This window comes from Agathobacter sp. (assembly GCF_977054825.1).
In genome coordinates this window covers 94,865-119,931 of the sequence record NZ_CDRTEH010000001.1, presented here as the reverse complement: position 1 = coordinate 119,931, position 25,067 = coordinate 94,865, and the positions used below count along the sequence as shown (strand labels likewise).

At 44.7% G+C, this 25,067-nt stretch carries 27 protein-coding genes; all 27 read right to left on the bottom strand.

Annotated features, from left to right (window positions below; all coding sequences use genetic code 11):
* Positions 1 to 4 precede the first annotated feature (4 nt).
* The gene (locus ACW6PM_RS00540; RefSeq protein ID WP_456055838.1) at positions 5 to 2,044 is read right to left on the bottom strand and encodes a sulfatase-like hydrolase/transferase; all 2,040 of its coding nucleotides are present in this window, start codon (positions 2,042 to 2,044) and stop codon (positions 5 to 7) included.
* A 206-nt stretch (positions 2,045 to 2,250) separates the two neighbouring features.
* Positions 2,251 to 2,385: a hypothetical protein gene (locus tag ACW6PM_RS00535; protein WP_456055837.1), complete on the bottom strand. Its 135-nt coding sequence runs from the start codon at positions 2,383 to 2,385 to the stop codon at positions 2,251 to 2,253.
* A gap of 10 nt (positions 2,386 to 2,395) precedes the next feature.
* Positions 2,396 to 2,872 carry a flagellar protein FliT gene (locus ACW6PM_RS00530; protein ID WP_456055836.1) on the bottom strand — a complete coding sequence of 159 codons (477 nt, stop codon included), beginning with the start codon at positions 2,870 to 2,872 and terminating at the stop codon, positions 2,396 to 2,398.
* A gap of 83 nt (positions 2,873 to 2,955) precedes the next feature.
* Complete coding sequence (gene fliS, locus ACW6PM_RS00525) at positions 2,956 to 3,351, bottom strand: flagellar export chaperone FliS (protein WP_456055835.1); 396 nt, start codon at positions 3,349 to 3,351, stop codon at positions 2,956 to 2,958.
* Between the two features lie 89 nt (positions 3,352 to 3,440).
* Positions 3,441 to 6,143 (bottom strand): flagellar filament capping protein FliD, encoded by a 2,703-nt coding sequence (gene fliD, locus ACW6PM_RS00520; protein WP_456055834.1) that lies wholly within the window; start codon positions 6,141 to 6,143, stop codon positions 3,441 to 3,443.
* Positions 6,144 to 6,152: 9 nt separating this feature from the next.
* The gene (locus ACW6PM_RS00515) at positions 6,153 to 6,614 is read right to left on the bottom strand and encodes a flagellar protein FlaG (RefSeq protein WP_456055833.1); all 462 of its coding nucleotides are present in this window, start codon (positions 6,612 to 6,614) and stop codon (positions 6,153 to 6,155) included.
* A 227-nt stretch (positions 6,615 to 6,841) separates the two neighbouring features.
* Positions 6,842 to 8,173, bottom strand: coding sequence for a replicative DNA helicase (gene dnaB, locus ACW6PM_RS00510; protein WP_022293521.1), 1,332 nt, complete (start codon positions 8,171 to 8,173; stop codon positions 6,842 to 6,844).
* A gap of 11 nt (positions 8,174 to 8,184) precedes the next feature.
* Positions 8,185 to 8,631 carry a 50S ribosomal protein L9 gene (rplI, locus tag ACW6PM_RS00505; protein ID WP_012744013.1) on the bottom strand — a complete coding sequence of 149 codons (447 nt, stop codon included), beginning with the start codon at positions 8,629 to 8,631 and terminating at the stop codon, positions 8,185 to 8,187.
* Complete coding sequence (locus ACW6PM_RS00500) at positions 8,628 to 10,685, bottom strand: DHH family phosphoesterase (RefSeq protein ID WP_456055832.1); 2,058 nt, start codon at positions 10,683 to 10,685, stop codon at positions 8,628 to 8,630. The genes rplI and ACW6PM_RS00500 overlap by 4 nt, the downstream gene beginning before the upstream one ends.
* A gap of 296 nt (positions 10,686 to 10,981) precedes the next feature.
* Positions 10,982 to 11,917 (bottom strand): SPFH domain-containing protein, encoded by a 936-nt coding sequence (locus tag ACW6PM_RS00495; protein WP_015515859.1) that lies wholly within the window; start codon positions 11,915 to 11,917, stop codon positions 10,982 to 10,984.
* Positions 11,918 to 11,923: 6 nt separating this feature from the next.
* Positions 11,924 to 12,367: an NfeD family protein gene (locus tag ACW6PM_RS00490; RefSeq protein ID WP_012744016.1), complete on the bottom strand. Its 444-nt coding sequence runs from the start codon at positions 12,365 to 12,367 to the stop codon at positions 11,924 to 11,926.
* A 154-nt stretch (positions 12,368 to 12,521) separates the two neighbouring features.
* The gene (gene rpsR / locus ACW6PM_RS00485) at positions 12,522 to 12,779 is read right to left on the bottom strand and encodes a 30S ribosomal protein S18 (protein WP_012744017.1); all 258 of its coding nucleotides are present in this window, start codon (positions 12,777 to 12,779) and stop codon (positions 12,522 to 12,524) included.
* A 39-nt stretch (positions 12,780 to 12,818) separates the two neighbouring features.
* Complete coding sequence (locus ACW6PM_RS00480) at positions 12,819 to 13,262, bottom strand: single-stranded DNA-binding protein (RefSeq protein WP_012744018.1); 444 nt, start codon at positions 13,260 to 13,262, stop codon at positions 12,819 to 12,821.
* 24 nt (positions 13,263 to 13,286) lie between these two features.
* Complete coding sequence (rpsF, locus tag ACW6PM_RS00475; RefSeq protein WP_015515858.1) at positions 13,287 to 13,577, bottom strand: 30S ribosomal protein S6; 291 nt, start codon at positions 13,575 to 13,577, stop codon at positions 13,287 to 13,289.
* 123 nt (positions 13,578 to 13,700) lie between these two features.
* Positions 13,701 to 13,895, bottom strand: a complete 195-nt coding sequence (locus ACW6PM_RS00470; protein ID WP_456055831.1) for a DUF951 domain-containing protein — start codon at positions 13,893 to 13,895, stop codon at positions 13,701 to 13,703.
* A 69-nt stretch (positions 13,896 to 13,964) separates the two neighbouring features.
* Positions 13,965 to 14,699, bottom strand: a complete 735-nt coding sequence (locus ACW6PM_RS00465; RefSeq protein WP_456055830.1) for an NAD-dependent protein deacylase — start codon at positions 14,697 to 14,699, stop codon at positions 13,965 to 13,967.
* A 137-nt stretch (positions 14,700 to 14,836) separates the two neighbouring features.
* Entirely contained in the window at positions 14,837 to 15,487 is a 651-nt protein-coding gene (locus ACW6PM_RS00460) for a potassium channel family protein (protein ID WP_308651218.1), read from the bottom strand.
* Positions 15,488 to 15,498: 11 nt separating this feature from the next.
* The gene (locus ACW6PM_RS00455; RefSeq protein ID WP_308651217.1) at positions 15,499 to 16,860 is read right to left on the bottom strand and encodes a TrkH family potassium uptake protein; all 1,362 of its coding nucleotides are present in this window, start codon (positions 16,858 to 16,860) and stop codon (positions 15,499 to 15,501) included.
* A 42-nt stretch (positions 16,861 to 16,902) separates the two neighbouring features.
* Complete coding sequence (gene rsmI, locus ACW6PM_RS00450) at positions 16,903 to 17,739, bottom strand: 16S rRNA (cytidine(1402)-2'-O)-methyltransferase (protein WP_308651216.1); 837 nt, start codon at positions 17,737 to 17,739, stop codon at positions 16,903 to 16,905.
* 12 nt (positions 17,740 to 17,751) lie between these two features.
* Positions 17,752 to 18,510, bottom strand: coding sequence for a tRNA1(Val) (adenine(37)-N6)-methyltransferase (locus ACW6PM_RS00445; RefSeq protein WP_456055829.1), 759 nt, complete (start codon positions 18,508 to 18,510; stop codon positions 17,752 to 17,754).
* The gene (locus ACW6PM_RS00440) at positions 18,488 to 19,735 is read right to left on the bottom strand and encodes a PSP1 domain-containing protein (RefSeq protein ID WP_456055828.1); all 1,248 of its coding nucleotides are present in this window, start codon (positions 19,733 to 19,735) and stop codon (positions 18,488 to 18,490) included. Before ACW6PM_RS00440 ends, ACW6PM_RS00445 begins: the two co-directional genes overlap by 23 nt.
* 4 nt (positions 19,736 to 19,739) lie before the next feature.
* Positions 19,740 to 20,729: a DNA polymerase III subunit delta' gene (gene holB / locus ACW6PM_RS00435; RefSeq protein ID WP_456055827.1), complete on the bottom strand. Its 990-nt coding sequence runs from the start codon at positions 20,727 to 20,729 to the stop codon at positions 19,740 to 19,742.
* A 51-nt stretch (positions 20,730 to 20,780) separates the two neighbouring features.
* Complete coding sequence (locus ACW6PM_RS00430) at positions 20,781 to 21,221, bottom strand: YaaR family protein (protein ID WP_022293527.1); 441 nt, start codon at positions 21,219 to 21,221, stop codon at positions 20,781 to 20,783.
* A 52-nt stretch (positions 21,222 to 21,273) separates the two neighbouring features.
* Entirely contained in the window at positions 21,274 to 21,861 is a 588-nt protein-coding gene (locus tag ACW6PM_RS00425; RefSeq protein ID WP_308651212.1) for a nucleoside/nucleotide kinase family protein, read from the bottom strand.
* 164 nt (positions 21,862 to 22,025) lie between these two features.
* Positions 22,026 to 23,498, bottom strand: a complete 1,473-nt coding sequence (locus ACW6PM_RS00420) for an aminotransferase class I/II-fold pyridoxal phosphate-dependent enzyme (protein ID WP_456055826.1) — start codon at positions 23,496 to 23,498, stop codon at positions 22,026 to 22,028.
* A 36-nt stretch (positions 23,499 to 23,534) separates the two neighbouring features.
* Positions 23,535 to 24,467 (bottom strand): hypothetical protein, encoded by a 933-nt coding sequence (locus tag ACW6PM_RS00415; protein ID WP_456055825.1) that lies wholly within the window; start codon positions 24,465 to 24,467, stop codon positions 23,535 to 23,537.
* On the bottom strand, positions 24,458 to 25,063 hold the full coding sequence (locus ACW6PM_RS00410) for a type IV toxin-antitoxin system AbiEi family antitoxin domain-containing protein (RefSeq protein WP_456055824.1): 606 nt from the start codon (positions 25,061 to 25,063) through the stop codon (positions 24,458 to 24,460). Before ACW6PM_RS00410 ends, ACW6PM_RS00415 begins: the two co-directional genes overlap by 10 nt.
* Between the last annotated feature and the right edge of the window lie 4 nt (positions 25,064 to 25,067).

The window sequence follows — 25,067 nt, the reverse complement described above, 5'->3', positions numbered from 1 at the left end:
TTATCTAGTCATATATCACATGCTCTGCTATTCTTTCCAGAAAAATCTTCTCATATTTATCCAATAAAGCCTTATCTTCGATATTTGTACCATCTTTATAGCACCCATACACCTTGTAATCTTTTAATTCAAATCTTCCCTCTTCGTCAGTTAAAGCCTGATTATCAAAGTATATTTCATAGTCATTGGCATTTGCTACCGCACAATATTTATCACCTGGATGAATGCTTTCTGTTATAGCATATTCTCTCTCTTTTTCACCTCCGAAACTAAGTGGAAGCCTACCATTTATTTTCTCATAATCAACCGGTATATCACACAATTTACACATTATAGGCAAATAATCAGCCGTTGAAATAATTTCATCTGACATTTTTTCATCCACATTGCTTCCACGAAACATAAAAGCTACCTTGGTTCTCTCCTTTGACAAAAAATGTTTATTATTTGGAACCAAATATCCCTGTCCATGATCTGCAAAAAGGCTTATAACAATTTCATCATCTTTATAATTCTTCTCTATGTAGTTATATAAAAAACCAAACAACATATCAAAGTACTGAATAGTTTTTTTATATCTCTGACTTTTTCCCCAGCTATAGTTTTGTTTAACAGATGTCTTTCCAACATCTTCATATTCCAGTTCATCAAGCGTTAGATTTTTTTGTACTGCAAGTGACAAATCAAAACCATCTGCAATATCATGTAAATCTCCAACCGTCATCCATAAATACTGATCCGTATCTTTAAATGTTTCTATATGCTCGATAGCATTTACGATCTCATGCTCTGCCCTTGCTCCCATTGATTGAATTTGATATACATACTGATCACACCCTCTTGCAAATCCGTATGAATATATACATCTCCAATCACCATCTAATTTACTTGTAAAATAGCCTTTTTCTTTAATATATTCAGTCAATGTTGGAACACTTTGCGGTAATTCACCATCTATTGTATTATGAAACATCATATGTCCAAGTGTATCTAATCCACTTTCATATGTTGCCAAACTTGGAAATGTCCATTCCGAACAGCTAAAAGTATTTGTACATACTGTACCTTTTTTGAAAAAAGCGTATGTATTCGGCATAAGCCTTCTAAAATCTTCTCCATTAATAACTTCCTGTGCTAATCCATCAACAAAAAAGCTCAAGACAAGTTTTTTTCGTTTTGCATCATGTTTTAGTGGAATCGGAAAACCATAATATGCTTTATGCTTTGAGATTATATATGTTCCATTTTTTACCCTATAATAGTTAAAATGCTTAGCATCTCTTTGTACAATTATATTTTTATTTTCTTCATTTTTGAACGCATACACATTATTATTCTCAGTGCTTGCAATAGGAATTAAATATTCATTGTCATTTCCAATAACATTTGTTTCTATACCTTTATTAGTATACTTCAAGAATTCAGCTTGTGTTCTAATCAGATTCATGTTTTCGTTTCCAATAAAATCCTGTAATGGGCTCCTATATATTCCTATAAATCTCAAATCGTTGTCTGTAACCCAATATTCAGTCCCTACTATTAGTTTACTACTATCTCTAGGCGCCTTTTCATTTTTTCCCCAAAAACAATTCATTCTCTTTAAAAATGAATCTGCCTTTAATAGATTATTTGCATCATTCCGATTTATATATTCATTCACTAATTCAATATATTGCTCCTCCAAGATTGAAATTTGATTACATATGTCCTCATACATATCCAAATCAACAATTTTTAAATAATTATATAAATAATCTGCTATTTTGTACGCTTTTAATGCTTCCATTACCATTCCTGCTGCCTGATATGAGCAGCCATTATAATAGTAAGCTTCATAACTTGTAGGAAATTTTCTTACACACTCTTCAGATATTTCTATCGCCTTCTCTATGTCTCCAATTTGCAACATACAAACGCATTTATAAAACTTTAAATCTCTATCTTTAGGATTTTCCTGTTCATATACATTTAAAATATCAATACTTTTTTGTAAATTTCCATTCTGCAAATTACTTTCGATTTCTTCTTTTATTTTATTCTTCATTTTTAATCCTCATATAAATAATAATGCCATTCGAACTTTTAAAATTCGAATGGCACAATATATTTTATAATTATATAATATCCATTTGCATCCATGCACCATCTAAATTCATCTTGAATTTCTATATTATATATCGGTCAGTTTCTATTATAGTTTAGGCTGTTCAATGATTATCATAGAACCTTTTTCTATTCCTCATTCCTCTCTCACGGCTTCAAAGTCGTTATCGGCACCACATACACTCCATCCGGTCTCTTATATGCCATATTACTCATACCGCATATCACACATAGCACCTTTGGCGGATTATCCCCTTCTCTCTGCTTCATTTCCTTTTTCATTCACCCATTTTCACTTTTTATTGTCCATGAACTGCGGATCTACATATCCGGTCTTTGTCATTGACTGATAATATTTGCTTGCCACATTTGCACCCTTTCGCACTTCTCTGGCCTGCTTTTTTATTCCGTTGAATTTGTTTGTCATAAGGGCTTTGTTTCTGGCTTCCTGACTTTGAATCTTTATGCTCTTGTCAGTGATATCCCTTATATGCTCCTGCATAATGCGGATTTCTTCTTTGTGTAACTCTTTGTTGCACTCAAGTTCATCTTTTACACGCTCAAAAAGCTTTTCAAAGCCACTGTCCAGATTATCAAGCTGCTCTATAAGCTTTGATTTCTGCTCTACAACATCATCAAAGTCGTCCGGTGTGAGGTTTGGATCCTCGAGCTGATTTTTTTGTACCGTGTCAAGCTCTATTATTTTGTCAAGCACCTGTTCCTTTTTCTCCAGGCTTTGTATCATTATTGCGATGTATGTCTGTTCCATGGTGTTCTCCTTTCAAAAAGGCTATTGCCCAGCTCCATAACTTTGCAATAGCCTTTCATCCTTTATCGTTCTTATTTTTTATTTTATGACACGCCAACCTTGCTTCCATTGCAGGTAACACGCATGACCTCTTTCCACGTATCCCTCATGGTACGTAGGTGCTCAAGCACTTCATCCAGTATCTTTGTGTCTTTCTTTATATTGGCCTCCACAAGTCTCTGCATGAGGTATTTGTATACATTGTCGAAATCCTTTGCCACAGGATATTTATGATTCAGCGTAGCCTGAAATTCTTCGATAATTGCCTCTACCTTTTTGATATTATCATGTGCCTTCTGTATGTCATTTTTCTCTATAGCCATCTCTGCTATGTTGCAGAACTTAATAGCAGCCTCGTATAGCATAAGTGTCAGTTCCGCAGGCGATGCTGTCTGAACCTTGCTGTTTGCGTATACTGCGTATCCTTTGCTTTGTAACATTTGTTACCTCCCTGATTTCGTACATTTACTGTTTGCTGAAATGTACATATTCAATATACATCACTCTTTTTGGCTCATATATGGCTATTTTATGAGAAATAGCTGCTGAGTGAGCTCTGTGTACTGTTGAGCTTAGCAAGTGAGCTCTCCATGGCGGAGAACTTATTGTAGTAGTATTCCTCTTTGTCTGATATCTTAGTCTCCCACTCCTTGATAAGCTTTGTGTAATCGCTGTACTCTGTGCTCATCTGCTTGTCGTTGTATATGGTAAATGCTGAGCTCAGTGTGGTTGATGACATCTTATCTCCGATTGCCTTGTAGAGGTTGTTGGAGATTTGCTGCATAAATGTCATGACACTGTCAGGGTCATTATTGATTGCCGCCATGAGCTTATCTGTATTGCCTGAGGTGTTGGTGTCATCCTCATCTCCGTCGATATGGTATGCGTTCTGCTCATTGTCTGCGGCATTGAGATAACCGAGCGTATGGATTCCGAAGCTTGAGAATGAGTATTTCTTTCCGTTTATCTCCACTGCTGATGACATGGCTGACTGCATGACTGTCATTACGCCGCTGAGAGTTGTATCGTTTTTGAGCAGGGAATCCTTGATTTTCTGCTCCCACTTCTCAATCTCTTTGTCAGACATTTTTTCCTTTTCATCATCTGTCAGTGGCTCATAGCTGCCTGCTGATGCTGCGTTGTAGAGCTTGGTCATTTCATTTATGACGTTGTTGTACTCTGTCAGGAAGTCCTTTATCTTGTCGTAAATGCCCTGTGTATCTGTGGCTGTGGTGATGCTGATTTCATCATTGCCGGAGGTCTTTGAGAGCGCTGTAATGTTTAGTCCGTTGATGTTGAAGCTGTTGCTGGCTCCGGTGTATTTCACACCATTGAGCTCAATTTCGGCATCTTTTCCGTCTATCTTGCTGGCCTCGGTATTGTACTGTGCGCTTGATGAAAGGTCATATGCTGCATCCACTTCATCTACCAGCTTTGAAAGGGCTGCTTTGTACTCCTCTGAGTTTGTGTCCTTTATTGCTGCAAGATCCTTTACGATGCTGTTTTTGTCTACTGTCTCCTGTGCCGTCTGCGCTGCTGTTGTGAGCGCTGATACTCTGCCTGCATAGCTATTGTCTGCTGCATCACTGCCTGCTGCATAGGCGCCGGTTCCTGATATAAGTGCCTGCACTCCGGCTTTTCCGCCGTTGTTTGCATATGCACTGTGAACAGCCTCTGTGAGCTTACTTATGGTGTAATCATCATAAGCCTTCAGCACTGTATCCTCTGATGATTCAAAGGCTGTGACTGTTGACAGGTTGGCTGTGTATGTGTTCAGATCCGCCTCTGATATACCATTTGTGAGAGCTGTATAGGCTGTGTTTGCTGCCTCCGCATTTGTAAGCGACTCTCTATTGGATGTGTAATCTGCTTTTGATGTGATTGTTATGCCGTTTTTCGAATCATCCGGTTCACCATCTGCATAATATTTGCCGTCTGCACGCTTGGTATATACTTTTCCGTCTGCATCCTGAAGCTTTTCATCGGTGTCTCCGACCTTTGTGTATGACACTTCCTTGGCATCATCACCCTCTCCTGTTGTGGATGTGTAGGATATTTTTTCTGTAACCTCATGATATGCCACGTTTTTGGTCAGCTTCGCTGTATCTCCGCTGTATTTATCTGTTTCATCAGCTACATTAATATAATTGCCATCGGAATCCTTCTTGTAAGTTTTGCCGTCTGCCATATATGTCTCTTCTGCTGAGATGTACTTGCCGTCTGCTGATTTGTATACCGCATTGCCCTTTGCATCTTTTGCTGTTGTCAGGCTGTATGTGGTATAGCTGTCATCACTGTTTTTCATTATGACAGCTGAGTCTCTTCCTGAGCCAAGCTTTGCAAGTGTTTCAAGCTTTGTCTTGTCTGCACTGCTGTGCGCTGCATAAAAGTCCTGAACATCCGCATATGCATTGCCATATGTTATGGCATTGAGCAGGTTGCTGCTCTGCGCATTGTACTTTGCGACATTGTCTGACGCTGTGACATATGCACTTCTGGCGTCTTCTATATTCTGCTGTGTGGTTTTTGTGCTGCCACTGTTCTTACCGGACAGACTTGCATACTCTCCATATGGGTTTGGTCTGGTTCCGTCTGCCGATGCTCCCACTGCAATTCCGAGCTTATAGAGTGCGCTCGCTCCTGCAGCATTTGCTCCTGTTAGTGTGAAGTCATTCTCCACTCCTGTGTCCTTTGAGCTTATGTAAAAACGCTTGTAGTTGCTATCATAGCTGGCGTTAAGTCCTGCCTCCTTGAGCTGCTTCTCCACGTCTGACATTGTGGATGTAGCGCTCAGTGTGATAGTCTTTGTGGTGCCGCCTGTATTTACATTTATCTGTGCATCTCCACCTGTATAGCCAAGCTGAGCCAGTGTGGTCTTTGAGCTTGTGGCATTTATCTGCGCTCCTGTGAGCGAACCTGCCTTTGCGGTCTCCTTTATCTTAAGCGACTGTGTGCCATTTGGTGCTGTTGACGATGCTGTGACTGTGGCCTTTGTCGTATCTGAAACCGATGTCTTTTTAAGGTTGTAGGCGCTTGAAAATCTCAGGTTTGATATGTTGCTGTACAGACTGTACACCTTGGTATTCAGTGACTTCCAGGATTCCTGCTTCCAGCCAAGCTTTGTCTGTGCTTTTTCGTATTTTTCTTTCTTGGTTGTATAGCCTGATACAAGTGCTTTGACAATTGAATCCGTATCGAGGCCCGAATTCATTCCCGATAATCTGATTGCCATGATGTCCTCCTATCTCTTCTCATCTACCATGAGTCCTGCCATCTCCCAGACCTTTGCTATCATGTCGAGCGTCTTCTCCGGCGGGAACTCTTTGATGACTTCTTTTGTCTTTTTGTCTATTATCTTTATTGTGATGCGGTTGGTCTTGTCATGGATGCCGAACACTGCCTCCGACTGGTCATCTACGGCTCTTTTGTTGATGTCATCCACCGCCTTTTTAAGCTGCATGTTCTTCTCGTTCTGCTTTTGTGCAGCAAGCTGTGCCTGTCCCTGCGCACCGGCATCTCCGGCTGATTCACCGCTTGCTTCCTTTGTATTCATCGCCTGGATATTCCTTGCGATGCTATCAGACACGACCTGATTGTCCTCGCTTGACACCTCTGTCCTGCCCTGTGCCTGTTCCTTTATCTGTGCAGTTGATGTACTTCCCTGATAGACCATTCCTGCACCTTTGATTGCCTCTATTGCCATCTCTAACACCTCCGTGTGAAAATATGTTGCAATTGACTGTTGTTCTTACCCTATTCTAAGGAATATATCGGATGAATTGCGGGAAAGTTTATAGCTTTCTTCTCTTTTTAAGTATAAAGAGATTTTGAAAAATCCCGGCTCACGTCAGGATACTTAACTATATCCTATGACGTGAGCCGGGATGGGTTGTTTCTTTATGCTCTTTGCAATTTATTTTTAATTTAATTTTAATGCTCCAGATTTGCAAACTTCGTGTACTCAGGCAGCCATGCAAGGTTTACGGTGCCGATTGGACCGTTACGCTGTTTAGCTATGATGATCTCTGAGATACCCTTGAGCTCGGTGTCCTTGTTGTAGTAGTCATCACGATAGATGAACATAACGACGTCGGCATCCTGCTCGATGGCTCCTGACTCTCGAAGATCGGAAAGCATCGGTCTGTGGTCCGGTCGCTGCTCTACGGCTCGTGATAGCTGGGAGAGCGCCACTACAGGGACTGAAAGCTCTCTGGCGAGTGCCTTAAGTGAACGTGATATGTCTGAGATTTCCTGCTGACGCGATTCCGAGCCTCGTCCTGAGCCTGTCATGAGCTGCAGGTAATCGATGATGACGAGCTTTAAGTCGTGTTCGAGCTTGTATTTACGGCACTTGCTTCGAAGCTCTGAGATGCTGATACCCGGAGTGTCGTCTATGATGAGCTCGGAGTCTCCAATGATTCCGGCTCCCTCGACCAGCTTTTCCCAGTCGGCATCAGACAGATTTCCTGTACGCAGTGCCTGCGCATCTACCTTTGATTCGAGTGAGAACAGACGGTTTACGAGCTGCTCCTTCGACATCTCGAGTGAGAATATGGCTGTACACAGATGTGCGTGAAATGCCACATGCTGTGCTATGTTGAGGACGAAGGCTGTCTTTCCCATTGACGGACGTGCTGCCACGAGCACGAGATCTGATGGCTGAAGTCCCGCTGTCCTGTAGTCAAGGTCTATGAAGCCTGTCGGGATTCCTGTTACGGTGCCCTCCTGCTGTGCTGCTTTTTCGATTTTCTCGAGGGCATTCATGACTACCGTACGGATTGGCACGTAGTCACCTGTCTGCCTTGTGGAAAGCAGCTCAAATACATCGTGCTCTGTCTTGTCGAGCACGCTCTCGAGCGATTCCTTGCCGGCGTAGCACTCGTTCTCTATGTCCTCTGTTACATGGATGAGCTTTCGCTTTATGGCATTTTCTTTTACGATATTGGCATAGTACTTGATGTTGGCAGAGGTCGGCACACTGGTGACGAGAGTTCGCACAAAGTCAAGGCTTTGTATTTCCTGCGGCACATCCTTTTCCTTTAAACGGTTCTGGAGTGTGACGAGATCTACAGGCTGACCCTCTGTAAAGAGCTCAACCATGGTCTCAAATATGATGCCGTACTGCTGATGATAAAAATCCTCCTTAAGGAGCATCTCGCTGGCGGTCACTATGGCATCCTTGCTCATAATCATGGAGCCGACCACGGACTGCTCTGCCTCAAGGCTGTTTGGCATTATTCGTTTGATTAATGCTTCTTCCAAGGGGATTCCTCCTATCCTTCAACTACTGATACTGTGAGGTTTGCTGTTACCTTTGGATGAAGCTTGACAGGCACCTCATAGTTTCCGAGTGCCTTGATTGACTCGTTAAGCTGCATCTTTTTCTTGTCGAGCTCTAAGCCATGCTGCTCCTTTGCCGCAGCCGAAATCTCCTTGGTGGAGATGGAGCCGAAGGTTCTGCCGCCCTCTCCTGAGCGTAGCTTTACTACTACCTTTGTGTTCTCTACTACCTTTGCGAGTGCAAGTGCACTCTCGTAGTTTTCCTGTGCCACCTTGTCAGCGTGCTGGTTCTGAAGCTTTAAGTCATTTAAGTTCTTTGGAGTAGCCTCTACTCCGAGCTTTTTAGGTATGATATTGTTTCTGGCGTAGCCGTCACTTACGTTTACTATCTCGCCTTTTTTGCCTAATGGTTTTACGTCCTGTAATAAGATTACTTTCATTCTTCTATGTCTCCTTCTTTTAGCATTTCATCCAGTGTATCCTGTATCATGCGCTTTGCCTGCACGATAGTGACGCCCTCAAGCTGTGCTCCTGCCACATTTAAGTGTCCGCCACCGCCCAGCTTCTCCATGATTATCTGGACATTTATCTCGTCGATTGAACGAGAGCTGATATAAATCTTGTCATTGTACTCCGTGAGCACAAATGATGCCTTGATTCCTATTATGTTGAGCAGCTCATTTGCCGCCTGTGCACCGACGATTGTCGGGCTCTCCACATTCTCGCTAGGGCATACAGATATGGCAAACGAGCCCCTGTATACCTCTGCGTGGCGTACTGCCTCGGCTCTTGCCTTGTAGCATGCCATGTCATTTCTAAGCATCTTTCTGACGCGTGTTACCTCTGCGCCTGAGCGCTTCAAAAAGGCTGCCGCCTCAAATGTACGCACGCCTGTCTTCGTCATAAAGTTGTTGGTGTCAATGAGGATGCCTGCGTAGATGCAGTCGGCCTCTGTTGCATTGATCTTGACTCCGTCGTTATAGTACTGCAGCACCTCTGCGACCATCTCACACGCACTTGATGCATACGGCTCGATATATGAGAGTATAGGATTCTCTATTATCTCGCTGCTTTGTCTGTGATGGTCAAATACGACTATCTTTCCTGTCTTTCTGAGGAGCTCAGGACACTCTGTGTAGCTTGGCCTGTTGGTGTCCACCACCATGACAAGCGTATCCCTGCTCACCATCTCAAGAGCCTCTTCGCTGTTTATAAACATATCCGCCGGGTAGCCCTTTGCCTCTGAAAATGTCTCCATAAGAGGTCTGACTGAGCTTGTCGGGTCATTTATTACTATCTGTGCCTTTTTGTCGAGATTCTTGGCTGCACAGTATATACCTATGCCTGCTCCAAGCGAGTCTACATCTGTGATGCTGTGTCCCATGATAAGCACGTTCTCACAGGTCTCAATGATTTCCTGAAGCGCCTGTGCCTTGACTCTCGCCTTTACCCTTGTCTTGCTCTCCACCTGCTTTGACTTGCCGCCAAAGTACAGGATATCGTCGTGATCCTTTATAACTACCTGATCACCGCCTCGTCCGAGGGCCAGGTCTATGGCATTTCGCGCATATACGTAGTTTTCATTGTACTTATCGCTCTTTATACCGATTCCGATACTGAGTGTGACCGCCATCTCGTTGCCGACCTTTATAGCCTTGACCTCGTCGAGCACCTTGAACTTGTCCTCCTTCATGCTGTCAAGGTACTTGTACTTGAACACCACGAAGTATTTGTCGTTTTCTATCTTTCTGACAAGTCCGTCATACTTGGCAAAATACTGGTTTACACGCCTGTCGATAAGTGCAACGAGCAGTGACCTCTTTACGTCCTCTATGCTGTCGAGCGCCTCATCATAGTTATCAATATAAACAAGCGCTGAGACCTGCTTCTGCTCTGTGATTTCCTTCTTGCAGTGATAAAGCTCCGACTCATCAAATACGTACAGCGCCGTCAAAAACTGGTCTGCTTCATTTGTGTCGATTATCTCATTTTCCTCTGCGATAGAGTTGAAATATATTCGCTTGACGGACAGACGGACTATGCTGTCCTCCTCCTCATTTACTATCTTGAAGTCTGTCGGCGCATCACTCTTGGTGAGAAGCTCTCTTGTCACTGTCGGGAAAAGTGTCGTGATGGATTTGTGATAGTTTTTATCTACTCCCATGAGCTCTGCGAATTTGTCATTTACCCATAGTATCTTGCCGGAGTACTCAAGCAGGGCATACGGCACCTCAAACTCATTAAGCAGCCTCTTCTGCACCGATGAATACTGTGTTGCAAAGCTTATCAGCTCATTTGCAACGACTGACTTGCTTCTGACATACAAAAACAGCACGAGCGCAAAGTAAAACACTGTAAAGCCTACCATGCCATAGCCAAGCCTTCTGTCATAGCGCAGTGCTATTCCGTCAGCACATATCCACACAAACGTCAGATATAGCGGCCAGCACATGTAGCTTTTCAGCCTGCCCTTGAATTTTATTTTTTTCTTCATTTTACTCTCCTTATCCCCGGTGCGTTGCGCTGATGCTGCCGGTGCAACGGTTGCGGTTTCGAGAATGTACTACAAATTAATAGTTACCGGCCGCACCCTTGTGCAACCCGTATCGATTGATATACCTACTAGAGAGTATACCACTTTGTGAGGATTATTCCTAGTACTATATTTATCAGTTGTGCTTATGGAAGGTAATTTAAAAAGCACCGCATATATCTATTACATATACATGCGATGCTTTTCGTGTGCTCTCATCTTTTGGTATTGATTTAATTAATTCTAATTACTTCTAATTACTTCTCAGTCTTATCCGCAGCTATCTCTGCAATCGACTTTGTAAGACCTGCTATTCCCTGAATCTCTGAAGGGATGATTATCTTTGTAGCCTTGCCGTCTGCTGCCTTGGCAAATGCCTCTAAGCTCTTTATCTGGAGCACTGCGTTATCCGGATTTGCTTCCTTTAACATGCGCAGTCCATCTGCGTTGGCCTGCTGTATCTTGAGGATAGCCTCTGCCTGACCTGCTGCCTCCTGGATTGTTGCCTCCTTCTTTGCCTCTGCGCGAAGGATGGCTGCCTGCTTTTCTGCCTCGGCATCGAGGATGACTGACTCTTTATTTCCCTCTGCAACAAGGATTGTTGACTTTTTCTCACCCTCTGCACGAAGAATGGCCTCTCGTCTCTCACGCTCTGCCTTCATCTGCTTCTCCATGGCATCCTGGATGGCCTTTGGAGGTATGATGTTCTTGAGCTCGACACGGTTTACCTTGATGCCCCATGGGTCTGTTGCCACATCGAGTGTTGCGCGCATCTTGGTGTTGATGGTCTCACGGCTGGTGAGTGTCTCATCAAGCTCCAAGTCTCCGATGATGTTACGAAGTGTTGTGGCTGTGAGATTTTCAATTGCCATGATTGGATTCTCTACACCGTATGCATAGAGCTTTGGATCTGTAATCTGGAAATATACTACAGTGTCTATCTGCATTGTTACATTATCCTTTGTAATTACAGGCTGTGGTGGGAAATCTACCACCTGCTCCTTTAAGATGACTCTCTTTGCTATTCTGTCGATAAATGGCACCTTGAGGTGAAGTCCTACGCTCCATGTAGTGAGATATCCTCCCAAACGCTCAATTACCATTGCATGTGCCTGTGGCACGATTTTGATGCAGTTTACCAGTACTATAAGTACGATTACGAGTAACACTGCAAGTGCTATTAATCCTTCCATTTCCGGTTAAGCCTCCTTTACCCTTTTTACAATTAGTTTTACTCCGCTTATCTTCACTACCTCGATAAGCTCGCCTTTTCTTATGACCTGGGTCTCGTCCTGCGGTCTGACTGTCCACTCCTGACCGTTTACAACGGCTTTTCCCGTCTGCTTCATGCTGTCAGCATCCTCGGTGAGCACAGCTCTTTCTCCGACCAGACTGTCCACGTTTGTCTTCACTGTCCTGGAATTGATGTACTTCCCGGCCCATGGCTTTGTGAGAGCTAAAAGCACGACTGAAACGAGTATAAATGCAATTCCCTGAACCACGACATTGCCGCCAAGCAGTGCGATTATAAACGCTACAAATGAGCCTGCCGCAAACCATATGGATGTAAGCCCTACTGTCATAAGCTCAACTAAAACAAAAACTACGGTGGCTGCCAACCAGAAAACAATGTATGTATCCATTTGAACCCTCCCTTTTTATTAGTATTTGTTTTATATTCATTTTATACTATGTAATTTGATTATGCAACAAATATTAATTTTTTAAACATAAAACATTTTTAACCTAAAAAATCCCGACCACCATCCGGTAGTCGGGATTTATCATACATTTATCTTATTCGCAAACGTATGGCATAAGAGCAAGATGACGTGCTCTCTTGATTGCTACTGTAAGAGCTCTCTGGTGCTTTGCACAGTTTCCTGTGATACGGCGTGGAAGGATTTTTCCTCTCTCAGAGATGTATCTCTTTAATTTGTTTGTATCTTTGTAATCAATGACATTGTCTTTTCCACAGAATACGCAGACTTTTTTTCTTCTACGCATTGGTCTTCTCTTCATTGATGAACCATCAGCTGATTTATTGTAAGCCATTTTTGTTACCTCCTTGAATATTTGTCCTTGTGGACACTACTAATTGAATGGAAGCTCCTCGTCGATTCCGTCCGGAATGTTCATGAAGCCATCCCCAGCAGCCTGGCTTGGTGCAGGTCTGTCTGCCGGTGCAAATCCGCCTGCATTTCCTGATGCGGCTGATTTGGACTCTGCAAACTCTGCGTTCTCAACCACGACGTCAGTGGTGTATACCTTCTGTCCGTCCTTGTTTGTATAGCTGCCGGTCTGGATTCGACCCTCAACAACAAATTTTGTTCCTTTACGGCCAAATCTCTCAAAAAATTCTGCTATCTTTCCAAAAGCTACGCAGTTGATGAAATCCGTTGACTGCTCCTCTGCATTCTTGCTATAGCGTCTGTCTACCGCAAGTGAAAATCTTGCTATTGCAAGTGAGTTATCCCCCTGGGCATAGCGGATTTCTGCGTCTCTGGTTAATCTACCCATAAGTATTACTTTGTTCATAATACAATCTCCTATTTTCTTATACTATGCCTCGTCTTTTCTAACGCATAAGAAACGAAGAACATTGTCCATGATACGAACGTCCTGCTCGATTTCTGCTGGGACTGTTCCCTCAGCATCGAACTGGATGAAGTAATAAAAGGCCTCAGTCATGTGCTGAATCTCGTAAGCTAATCTCTTCTTACCAGCCTCCTCAACTTCTGTAACAGTACCGCCGGCACGTGTGATGTACTCTTTTGCCTTCTCGACTACTGCTGTTCTCGCATCATCCTCGATCTTTGCACTAACGACGAGTGCTAATTCATATTTGTTCATGCGAATGTTACCTCCTTTTGGTCTCTGGCTCATAAATCTGATTATGAGCAAGGAATTTTATATCACGAGTCTAGATAATAACATGAATCGTGGCACTTTTCAAGGGGTTTTTGCAATTTTTCTTTAATTTCTTTTAGGTCGGGACGTGAGGCCGCGGTCATTTTTCTCGACCAGCTTTCTCGGCACCATAACCTGGTGTCCGCAGCCCATACATTTCAGGCGGAAGTCAGCGCCGACACGCATGATTTCCCACTCGCTGCTGCCGCACGGATGCGGTTTTTTCAGTTTTACGATATCTCCTACTGCGTATTTATCCATTCTATATTCCTTCTATATTCCATTTCTACCTATGCTTGCCATTTAATATGCTATAAAAACATCCTCTGTTTACACCTCTATCTGCTCAAATACCGAGCCCAGTCCCTGCTGTATCAGAAGGTCGGCTCTTGCGTCCATCGGTGTGGTGGACTTGTTGATGAGCACAAGCTTGTTTCCGTTGTAATAGTCTATGAGGCCTGCTGCCGGGTATACTGCAAGGGAGGTTCCTCCCACTATGAGCACATCTGCATGACTGATGTAGTAGATTGCATCCTCTAGTGTTTTCTGATTTAAGCCCTCCTCGTACAATACGACATCCGGCTTTACCGGGCCGCCGCACTTCGGGCATTTTGGCACGCCTGTCGAGTGGAGGATTTCCTCTGCACTGACAAACTGCAAGCATCTCTCACAGTAGTTTCTCAGCACGCTGCCGTGCAGCTCCATTACATTTTTGCTGCCGGCCTTCTGGTGCAGTCCGTCTATGTTCTGCGTCACAACACCCTTAAGCTTTCCTGCTTTTTCAAGCTCTGCAAGCTTGTAATGTGTGATGTTTGGCTCTGCATCAAGGCATAGCATCTTGTCACGGTAGAAGCGGTAAAACTCCTGCGGATGCTTCCTGTAAAATGTATGGCTCAGGATGGTCTCGGGCGGGTAGTCATATTTCTGATTATAGAGTCCGTCCACGCTTCTAAAATCAGGTATGCCGCTCTCGGTTGATACACCTGCTCCGCCGAAGAATACGATATTGTCCGAAGCCTTTATCCACTGTAAAAATGTTTCTACACTGCTGTCACTGTTTCCCATATGTGTCCATCCTTTCTTCTTTTAATTTTAATTGCTGCCAATTATTATTTGAGCCATCTTCAGGACAAAACTGCAGCGCACTTGCAAGCTGACTCATAATTTTCTATTCTCAGTATTTCTGAATGGTCAACTTATATTTATAGCTTTCGCACCAGCTTGTCCACGTCTGCATTAAGTCCGAGCACCATCACTGCATCGTCTGCCTTGAACACATAGTCCGGTAACGGAAGCACGCGCTTCTTTCCGGCTTCTTTTACTGTAACGATATTTACATTGTATTTCTGACGCACATCATTTTCCCTGATGCTCTTTCCTACCCAGTCTTCAGGTGGATTTATCTCGTAAATTGAGTAATCGTCATTTAATGCCACATAGTCGAGTACATGGTTGGCGCTGTATTTCTTTGCCACGCGTTCTGCCATGTCGCGGTCAGGATAGATAACCTCATCCGCACCGTTTCGAAGCAGGAACTTGGCATGCACATCCCTGTTTGCCTTGCTGATGACATATTTTCCGCCCATCTCCTTCACGAGACTCGTTATCTCAAGTGAGCTCTGGAAATTGGTGCCGATGCATACAAAAATCAAATCGAAATTGTTGATTCCGAGTGCCTTTACGACCTGTGGGTCGGTACAGTCACCTATCTGAACCTTGGTCACGTCATAGATTAAGTCTCTGACCTTGGCCTCGTCCTTGTCCATCACCATAATGTCATTTCCGTTTTTTATCAAATCCGCACACAGATGGTGTCCGAATTTACCCATTCCAATAATTAAAATTGATTTCATTGCGTTTCTCCTTATCCAATGATAACTTTTTCCTCCGGAAGCTCTATATTGGCTTTTTCCGGTCTATGCACAAACGAAAGCACAAAGGTCATGCTTCCGATTCTTCCACAATACATCATAATTATGATAATTATGCGTCCTGCTGTATTCAAATCCCTTGTGATGCCTGTTGTCATGCCGACTGTACTGATTGCAGAGTATACCTCAAACAACACATCGTCCATCTTCAAATTGGATGTGGCAAGTATGGCAATCACCGCTGTAAGACCAAGCACCAGATTGATGATAAGCACCATTCCGGCCTTTTTGATTACCTCACTGCTTATTTTCCTGCCAAACACATTGCAGCCGTTGCTTCCTCTCAGATATGAGAAAATATAGATTATCATGACCGCCATGGTGGTGGTTTTGATTCCGCCGGCTGTAGAGCCCGGGCTTCCTCCGATGAACATGAGCACTATGGTCAAAAGCTTGCCCGCCGGTGTCAGCGCTCCTGTGTCTACTGTATTGAAGCCTGCCGTTCTCGCCGTGACCGAGCCGAATAACGATGCAAATATGGCACCCGGTGTGTCCATGCCTGCTATGGTATTATTTTTTTCAAAAATATACATAAACAGTGCACCGCCGAAGACGAGTATCAGCGTGGTTGATATTACTATCTTGGCATGCAGCGAGTATCTGCTAAGCTTAAGCTTTTTGGTTCTGACCTCATTCCATACAGTAAAACCGATACCGCCTATGATGATAAGCAGCATGATCGTGATATTTACCAATGGGTCTGCGGCATATTTTGTAAACGATGAGTACTCCTCGTTTATGCCCATCAAATCAAAGCCTGCGTTGCAAAATGCGGATATAGAGTGGAACACCGAGAAATATATGCCTCTTAATATGCCAAAATCCGGTATAAAGCGGATTGCTAAAAGCACTGCTCCTATACCCTCTATAAGGAAGGTTCCGCCTATTATTATCCTGAAAAGCCTTACTATTCCGCCAATCTCGAGTGCATTGATGCTCTCCTGCATCAAATCCCTCTGTCTGAGTCCGATTTTTTTGTGCAGAAGCATGGAAAATGCCACACCGATTGAGATGAAGCCCATGCCGCCTATCTGTATCAGCACGAGAATCACGAGCTGTCCTATGATGCTCCAGTGTGTGAAGGTGTCAAACACAACAAGACCTGTCACGCAGGTTGCGCTTGTTGCCGTAAAAAATGAGTCCAGAAAATTGGTCCACTGCCCGTCTCTTGAAGAAAACGGAAGGCTGAGCATTATAGCCCCCGATAATATTATCAGAAAAAAGCCAACTGCGATGTATCTGAACTCTGTCAGGTTTTTATGTCGTTTTTTTATGTCCTGTTTTATATCGTTCATGTCCAATCCTAACTATGTGCTGCAGAGAGTATTATTGTCAGCCTACAGAAGCTGCTTGTATATGTCCCTCTTGCTGACACCTCTGTCCTTTGCCACGAGCTTCATGGCTTCCTTCCTGTCGATGCCCTGTGACTCATAGTGTGCCATATGCTCTTCAAGTGGCATGGCTTCCCAGCTTTCCTGCTGCTCCTTTGCTATTTCAGCCACATTTCTGCCACAGATTACAAGCACATACTCGCCTCTTGGCTCCTGTGTCCTTGAACGCTCCAAAAGCTCCGAAAATGTGGTCTGAACCTTTTCCTCGTGCTTTTTTGTAAGCTCCCTGCACACGGTAAGCTCTCTGTCCCCAAGCGCATTGTAAAGCTCTGTGACTGTCTTTACAAGATGATGAGGTGCCTCGTAGATAATGATTGTACGAGTCTCGTTTTTTAGCTCCTCAATGACGCGTGCGCGCTCCTTTTTATCCCTCGGCAAAAATGCCTCAAAGGCAAATCGTCTGGTCGGTCTGCCTGACATGGTGAGCGCTGTGATGCACGCTGCCGCCCCCGGAAGCGAGGTGACAGGCACACCCTGTTCGTAGCAGATGCGCACTATATCCTCACCCGGATCGGAAATGCCGGGTGTTCCGGCATCAGTGATGAGAGCTATATTTTTGCCCTCCTTAAGCTTTGCCACAAGCTGGTAGGCTTTATCTATCTTGTTAAACTCATGATAGCTCGTCATGGGTGTCTTTATCTCAAAATGATTGAGCAGCTTTATGGAGTTTCTCGTATCCTCCGCTGCGATGAGGTCTACCTCCTTAAGTGTGCGCAGCACACGGAATGTGATGTCCTCCAGATTTCCTATCGGAGTTGCGCACAGATACAGTGTTCCTGTCATATGATTCTCCTGTTATTTTCCGTTATTCCGGGGCTTATCTCCGTATATCTCATATATCTCATCCGTGTATACATTAGGCTCCTTGTATACAACTAACGGTTTTTCTATGGTGATACGGCTTTTGCCGCCCTTGAGTCCCTCTATAAGCACCATGTTCGGCTCTCTGTCCACGTAAGGATGTACAAGGCGCATGCGCTTTGGCTCGATATGATATTTCATCATCGTGCCAAAAATCTCTGCAAGCCTGAACGGTCTGTGAACCATGTAAAAACGCCCGTTGAATTTGAGCATTTTCGCACTCTCCCTGACTATGTCATCCAGTGTACACCTGACCTCGTGGCGCGCTATAGTCATGGCATCGTCTGCATTTTTGATGCCGTGCTGGCCTATCATATACGGTGGATTTACCGTCACCACCTCCACGGACTCGCGCCCGAAAATCTCCGATGCATTGCACACATCGCCCTCTTCTATGGTCACCTTGTCCTCGAGATGGTTATATTTCACACTTCTTCTTGCGAGGTCTGCGCACTGCGGCTGAAGCTCGAGCCCGCTATAATGCTCTCCGCTATTCTTTGCCTCAAGAAGTATCGGAATCACACCGTTTCCTGTGCACAAATCCACAGCACGCTCGCCGCGCTTTACCTTTGCATAGTCAGATAAAAGCACGGCGTCTATTCCGAAGCAGAACAGCTTTGGATCCTGTATAAGCCTGTAGCCCTTGCGGCACAAATCGTCGAGGCGCTCATTACTGTGTATCAGTGCTTCCATGGTCTTTGTTCCTGTTGTAATCTTTGTTATAGTTTTTGTTCTTGTAATCCTTGTTTCGGTTGTATTTCTGCTTGTTTTGTCTGTTCTTGCCGCCCTTGTACGGCTTTTTATAGCCGTCCTTATTTTCTCTGCCGGCATTTGTGGCATTCGCTTCATTTGCTTCATTTGCTTCACTTGCAGAAGCTTCCGCTGCCTCTATGTCCGCCCTGTACGGACGTCTTTCTCTGTTGTCACGCTTATCACGGCGCTCGCGATATTCATTTTTGTTGTCCCTGTTATCACGGTTGTCGCGGCGTCCACGGTTTCTCTGTGGCTTCTCCTGCGGCTCGTCCTCCATCGTCTCGTCTCCGTTATCCTCGAGATCCTTAAGCTCGCGAAGCTCCTCCTCGGTGAGCTTTACATCCTTTTTCTGGCGTGGCTTTAATCGCAGGTCATCCACAGTATACTCACGAAGCTCCTTCTCCTCACCATTGTCTATAACAACACGCACAAGCTGTCTGAGCACGCTGACCGACTTGACCTCTCCGATGATTCCCTCAGGTGTCTTGACCTTTTCTCCTACCGACGGCATTCTGCTGTTCAGATACTCATATGTATCCTGCTCATACTTGAGACAGCACATGAGCCTTCCGCACACTCCGGATATCTTGGTCGGATTGAGGGAGAGATTCTGCTCCTTTGCCATCTTGATGGAAACCGGCACAAAATCTGCCATATAGGAATGACAGCAGAGCGGTCTGCCGCAGATTCCGATGCCGCCCATCATCTTGGTCTCATCCCTGACACCAATCTGACGCAGCTCGATTCTCGTGCGGAATACCGCTGCCAGGTCCTTTACCAGCTCACGGAAGTCAATTCTGCCGTCCGCTGTAAAGTAAAACAGCAGCTTGTTTCCGTCAAAGGTATACTCTGCATCCACCAGCTTCATCTCAAGGCCGTGCTTGATGATTTTCTCCTTGCAGATGGCAAATGCCTCTTTTTCCTTTTCCTTATTTCTCTCAACCGTTTTCTCATCCTCGTCGGTTGCCACTCTGATGACAGGCTTAAGCGGTGAAACCACCTTATCATCCTCCACCTCCTTCGGTGGAATGAGGACAGTTCCCATCTCTATGCCTCTTGCTGTCTCCACGATAACATGCATTGCCATGTCGAGGTCGAAATCAGCCGGGTCAAAATAATATATTTTGCCTGCTGTCCTGAATCTTATACCAACTATTTTTGTCATGTGATTAGTTCTCCTTTATGGTCATAAGCAGCAGCTCAATTACGAGGTCAAAATTGACGTTTGCGTTAATTCGTATCTTCGCCTTCTCAAGCGCCTCAAGTATTGCCTCGATTCCCTGATAGGAATGCTTTGCTGCCTGTTTCTTTATATCATAGACCTCATCCTTGAATATGAGTCCGTTAACATCGTTTGTTGCCTTCATATACAGCACATCTCTGTACCACACCATAATCAGGTCAAAATAATCCTGCACCTTAAGCTTGTACTCAGCTATCTGCTTTACTGCTGCGCCCAGCTCGTAGAGATCTATGTCATCGAGACGCTTTATGAGCGACAGTGCCGACTCCTTTAGCTCGTTGAACTCGTCTGATGAGGCGAGCTTAACAGCCTTTCCAACGATGCCCTGTGCAAATGCTGCACTGATGTCTGCCTGATAATCCGGAATATGCTTTTCGTTCATCAGATATGCCTTTATCACCTCGTCCTTTACCGACTTCATATTGAGCGTGATGCAGCGCGACCTGATGGTCTGCAGAAATCTGTCTGCATTGGTGGTAAGAAGCATGATGACCGCATATGCCGGCGGCTCCTCGATTGTCTTTAAAAGCGCGTTCTGCGCCTGCTGGTTCATTTTTTCAGCCTCATCAACAATGTAAATCTTGTATTTGCTGCTGTACGGCTTTATCACTATATCATTGTTGAGCTGTGTCCTGATGTCGTCAACCGATATGTTGTTGGGCTTTTCATGACTGACGTATATGATATCTGGATGATTGTGGTCGTCTGCCTGACGGCACGATTTGCACTCTCCACAACCGTCTGTGCCCTTACTCTCACACTGCAGCGCCCTGGCAAATGCCTCGGCTATCATCATTTTGCCGGACAACTGTGGTCCGTTTATTATATATGCATGTGAGACCTTTCCCATTGATATGGCATTTTGCAGATGCTCTATTATCTGCTCATTTCCTACTATATCCTTAAATCCTGCCATAGCTGCTGCCTCCGTTTTAGTCTTTAAATGAACTGTTATAGCTTTTATCTCCTACGTGAGTATATCAAGCAACAGTCCACGTATCTCTCCTATTCTTGCAAGTATGGACAGATGATCCTTCTCATCCTCCACCAGCTCTGATGCCAGCTCGTCCAGATTGCTGTCTATCAGTCTTATTATACCATAAACTCTGTGCCTTCCTCTCCTGTCGAGGAAATTTTCTCTGGAAAATTTATGGGATCTGTAGACCACCTCATTCAAAAAATCCTTTATGAGCCCGCGATATCTCTTCATATCCCTGATGTCCATATGCTCGGCTATTCTATTGCCCTGTGCTGTGATATCCTGCATCAGTGCATCTACCTTTGCCTGGAGATCAGCGTCTGTTATGGCGCTGGCCAGTGTGAATTTGAACGAGCCGTCTCCGGCCTGTGTTTTTTGTGCATCAGGGACCTGCGTCACCTGATTTACTTCATTTACTCTGACTGCCATGAGGCTGCCTCCTTATTCGTTGCCTGCCACGCTGCAATTATGAGCGCTGCAATTAAGAGTTCTGTCGTATGTATGCTGAAATCTCGGCAAGCACCGTGTCCATATCATCATTTATGAAGCGTCGTGTAATACCCGCCTCATGCAGCTTCTCCTCGGAAAAATCTGCCGCGTCTGCCAGAAAGCGGCGGCACATCTCCTCATATTTAGGCACCTGCTGCCCCTTTTCCCGGTGAATGGCGCGTATCAGACGGTCGCCGTCCTCCACCTCCACATAGATTGGCAGCACCTTGTCACTTCCAAAATAATCGCGTATCTTTGTGTAGGACTCGAGTGTTCCGACCGTCAGATAGCTTTTGCAGCGAAGGTCTATATCATCATCGTTTACCGTGAAATACTTCCACACACCGTACACCGTATTGTACTCGCGAAGCTCTATGATGCGCCCCTGTGCACTGAGCCTTTTTACATCCTCTTCATTGCAGAAATGATAGTCCTTATCCTGTGTCTCTCCGTCCCTTATCGGGCGAGTGGTATACGGGATAATCCTGCTAAGCATGAGGGAATCATCCTGCAGTATTTTGTTGTATATAGTGTCCTTACCTGATGCGCTTTTTCCCATCACGCAGAAAATCTTACCCATCTGTAAACCTCTTATATTGTAATTAGTATAAATATGATTGTTTGCTATGTCAAACTGTTGCTTGTAATGCTGCGTGACTATTCGTTACAGTTCACTCATAACAGTGTGACCCGCAACGATTACAGCCCATTTAGCACGCCTCTACCGGGCAGATTATCACCTGCTTACAGCACCGCAACAAACTTCCACATATGAGCATCCGGATCAAAGTACAGACCATCCACTTCAAGAGCTGAATTTACAGCCTTTATGACATCATCTATGAGCTTGTCGTTCATTATCTCTCCCGGCACCACAAGCGGTATCCCCGGCGGATATATATTTATAAAGGCGCCGCTCACCTTTCCGCTTGCCTTAAAGGCATAGACCGCCTGATGGTCTGCATCATATGCATCATACATTTCCATTACAGCAGGCAGCTTTTGATATATATCTGTGTCCATTTTGACCGGCAGGTAAAATTGATGTACTATGCCCTCTTTCTTTAATATATCATAAAACTCTTCAAAATCAGACTTATATTTTTCGAGCCGGCTGTCTATTTCAAGTAAAGCATCCGCAAGTCTGTCAAAGCCCTCATCCGTATCCATGACAGATGCCAGAGCCAGTACATAATTGCCTGCCGCCATCTCAAGCTGCAGCTCATATTTTTTAAGCAGAAGCTCAAGCAGCGTATGTCCGTTCATAGCCTCTTTTGTAAATATAATAATCTTTGACTCGTCAAAATCATATGCCTCGTCAGCAGAAAAATCACTTTTTCTGACCACGCTCAGATGCGAAAGTCCGCTGACCTTCTGATAAAATCTGTCAAGCCTGCTCCTAAGCTGTGCAAAGGCTGTCTCTTTGTTATCGCGCACATAGTGTATGCAGCGCTCTATGCCTGTCATAAGCACATATGACGGTGAGCTTGTCTCATAAATGCCGAGAAATTTCTCCACTGCAGCTTCTCGCATCCCACCCAGCAGCAAAAGCGCCGTCTGTGTAAATGCCGGAAGCGTCTTGTGCAGGCTCACTATGACCGCATCTGCCCCGAGCGCTATAGCATTTTGAGGAAAGCCTCCCCAAAAGCCAAAGTGTGCGCCATGTGCCTCGTCAACTATGAGCAAAGCGCCATGTGAATGTGCCACAGAGGCGATTGCCGCCACATCTGAAACCACACCATCGTATGTAGGTGAGGTTATCACGACCGCCTTTATATCGGGATTTTCATTAAAAGCCTCCCTTATCTGTGCCTCGGTTATCTGCCCCTGCAGCCCTGTCCTTGTAATTTCAGGATATGTAAACACCGGGTGAAGCTGTCTTAAGTAAAGTGCATGATACACTGCCTTGTGACAATTCCTCGCTACAAGCACCTTGTCTCCCCTTTTTGTGGCCGCAGAGATTGCCGCCAGTATGCCGCAGGTGCTTCCGTTTATGAGAAAATATGCACGCTTTGCACCGTAAAGTGCCGCTGCCTCAGCCTGTGCATCCTTTATAATGCCATCAGCGTGGTGCAGATTGTCAAAATTATCTATCTCTGTAATATCAATAGCATACGGGTCCAGCCCTGCACCTATATCACTGCCGCGGCGCTTATGCCCCGGCATGTGGAATGGATAAATATTTGATTGTGAATTATTTATCAGTTCTTTTTCCATATAAATTCCTATATATTCTTTTTGTAACTAGGATGTTTAGCCCAGAAATCTTCCAAGCTCCGGCATCCAGTCGTCATAAAATATTTCATCATTGCAGAACGCGCTCCAGACCGGCGTAAGGAAATCGAGTATCAAATCAAGCGTCTCCTCCCAGCCGGCATTCACATATTCTTTCTGATGTCCTGTCAGCCTCTTACAATACTGCTCCCAGCGCTTTTTCATATACGCATAGCTGCGATAGCCATACACCTGCTCAAGCCTGTGCATGCTCACTGCTTTCGGCTTTTTTTCCGCCTTTGCCTTAAAAATATCAATTATCTGCCTTCCACTGACAGAATACCTCTTAAGTATCTCATATGCAACTCCAAACGATTTCATGTCACTAACCAGCTCAAGTCTGTCCATTATCTCAAACAGCTGTTCTCCGAGCCTGGACTCAGGGGAAAAAATGCAGATATCGGCATCTCCGTAGAAGCTGTTCATAAAAACAATATTTTTAGTCGTGGGAACTCCTGCATCCGCTTCATTTAACCGCTCCAGCCTCACTGCAAACGGCACTTCCTCACCATCACACATAGCGCTTAGATTCCACGTGTGTATAAGCGGCTGTATATCACTGCTGCCCGGTGCATTACCTGATAGCGCTGCTGCCTGCTTAGATGCTGCTGCATCCGTCCATACCACATCACTGTGGCTGTTAAGCCCTGCGTTGCCTATGATGATATTGCGCAGTACATCAAACGGTGTACCGTTGTCCTCTGCCCTGCCGCTTGAGCTGCCATACACATAATAAAATGCGAGCTTTTCTCCTGTTGCAAAATACGGCTTTTGAAGCCACAGCACCTTTCCCAGACCGGCATTATTTATGCGCCAGAGAAAATCCTGTCTCACGTACTGCCATAACACATCGCTGTACGGTATTTTTTTCTCATTGCTTATATGTCTTAAATCTACCCTCACTACAACCATACTCCTATGAAGCTTTGCACCTTCTTCACTACACGCCTCGCCCTTGCGTAATCCATGAGCACGGAAATATCCTTATCAGGATCAGCTATGTACGACTGTATGGCTGCCTTGAAATCATTGCGGTCCATCCTCGTCTCATACTTTAAGCAATCGCATATCACACGCTCCTTATCATAAATGCCAAAGGTATTACCGCCAAGCTCAATGGTTGAGGCACCAAGCATAAGCGCATCCGGCTCCGTATAAAACGGGATAACTCTCGGATAGTCCATCTTAAAGCGTGATTTTGATGTATTTTTGTCCACAGCAATCGTCCATCCGTAAGGCTTTTCCTTTATATAGCCATAGGCATATAGTGCACTTTCCATGCAAAGCATTGCATCCGGAAAGAGCGCTGCGACGAGCGCGTCCTCAGAAAAGCCCTTCACACGGTCTGTGTAATAGCCGTTTCTGATGCGGACAAGCTTTTTCTCCCTGACAAGCGCATCAATACGTCTGTAGTCTATACCAAGCCTTGTAAGCTCTTCTTTTTTCACTATTCCGTTGTGCTTTTCCATGGCTTCAGCTATGATAGCCTGTACCTGTTGTATATTCATTACC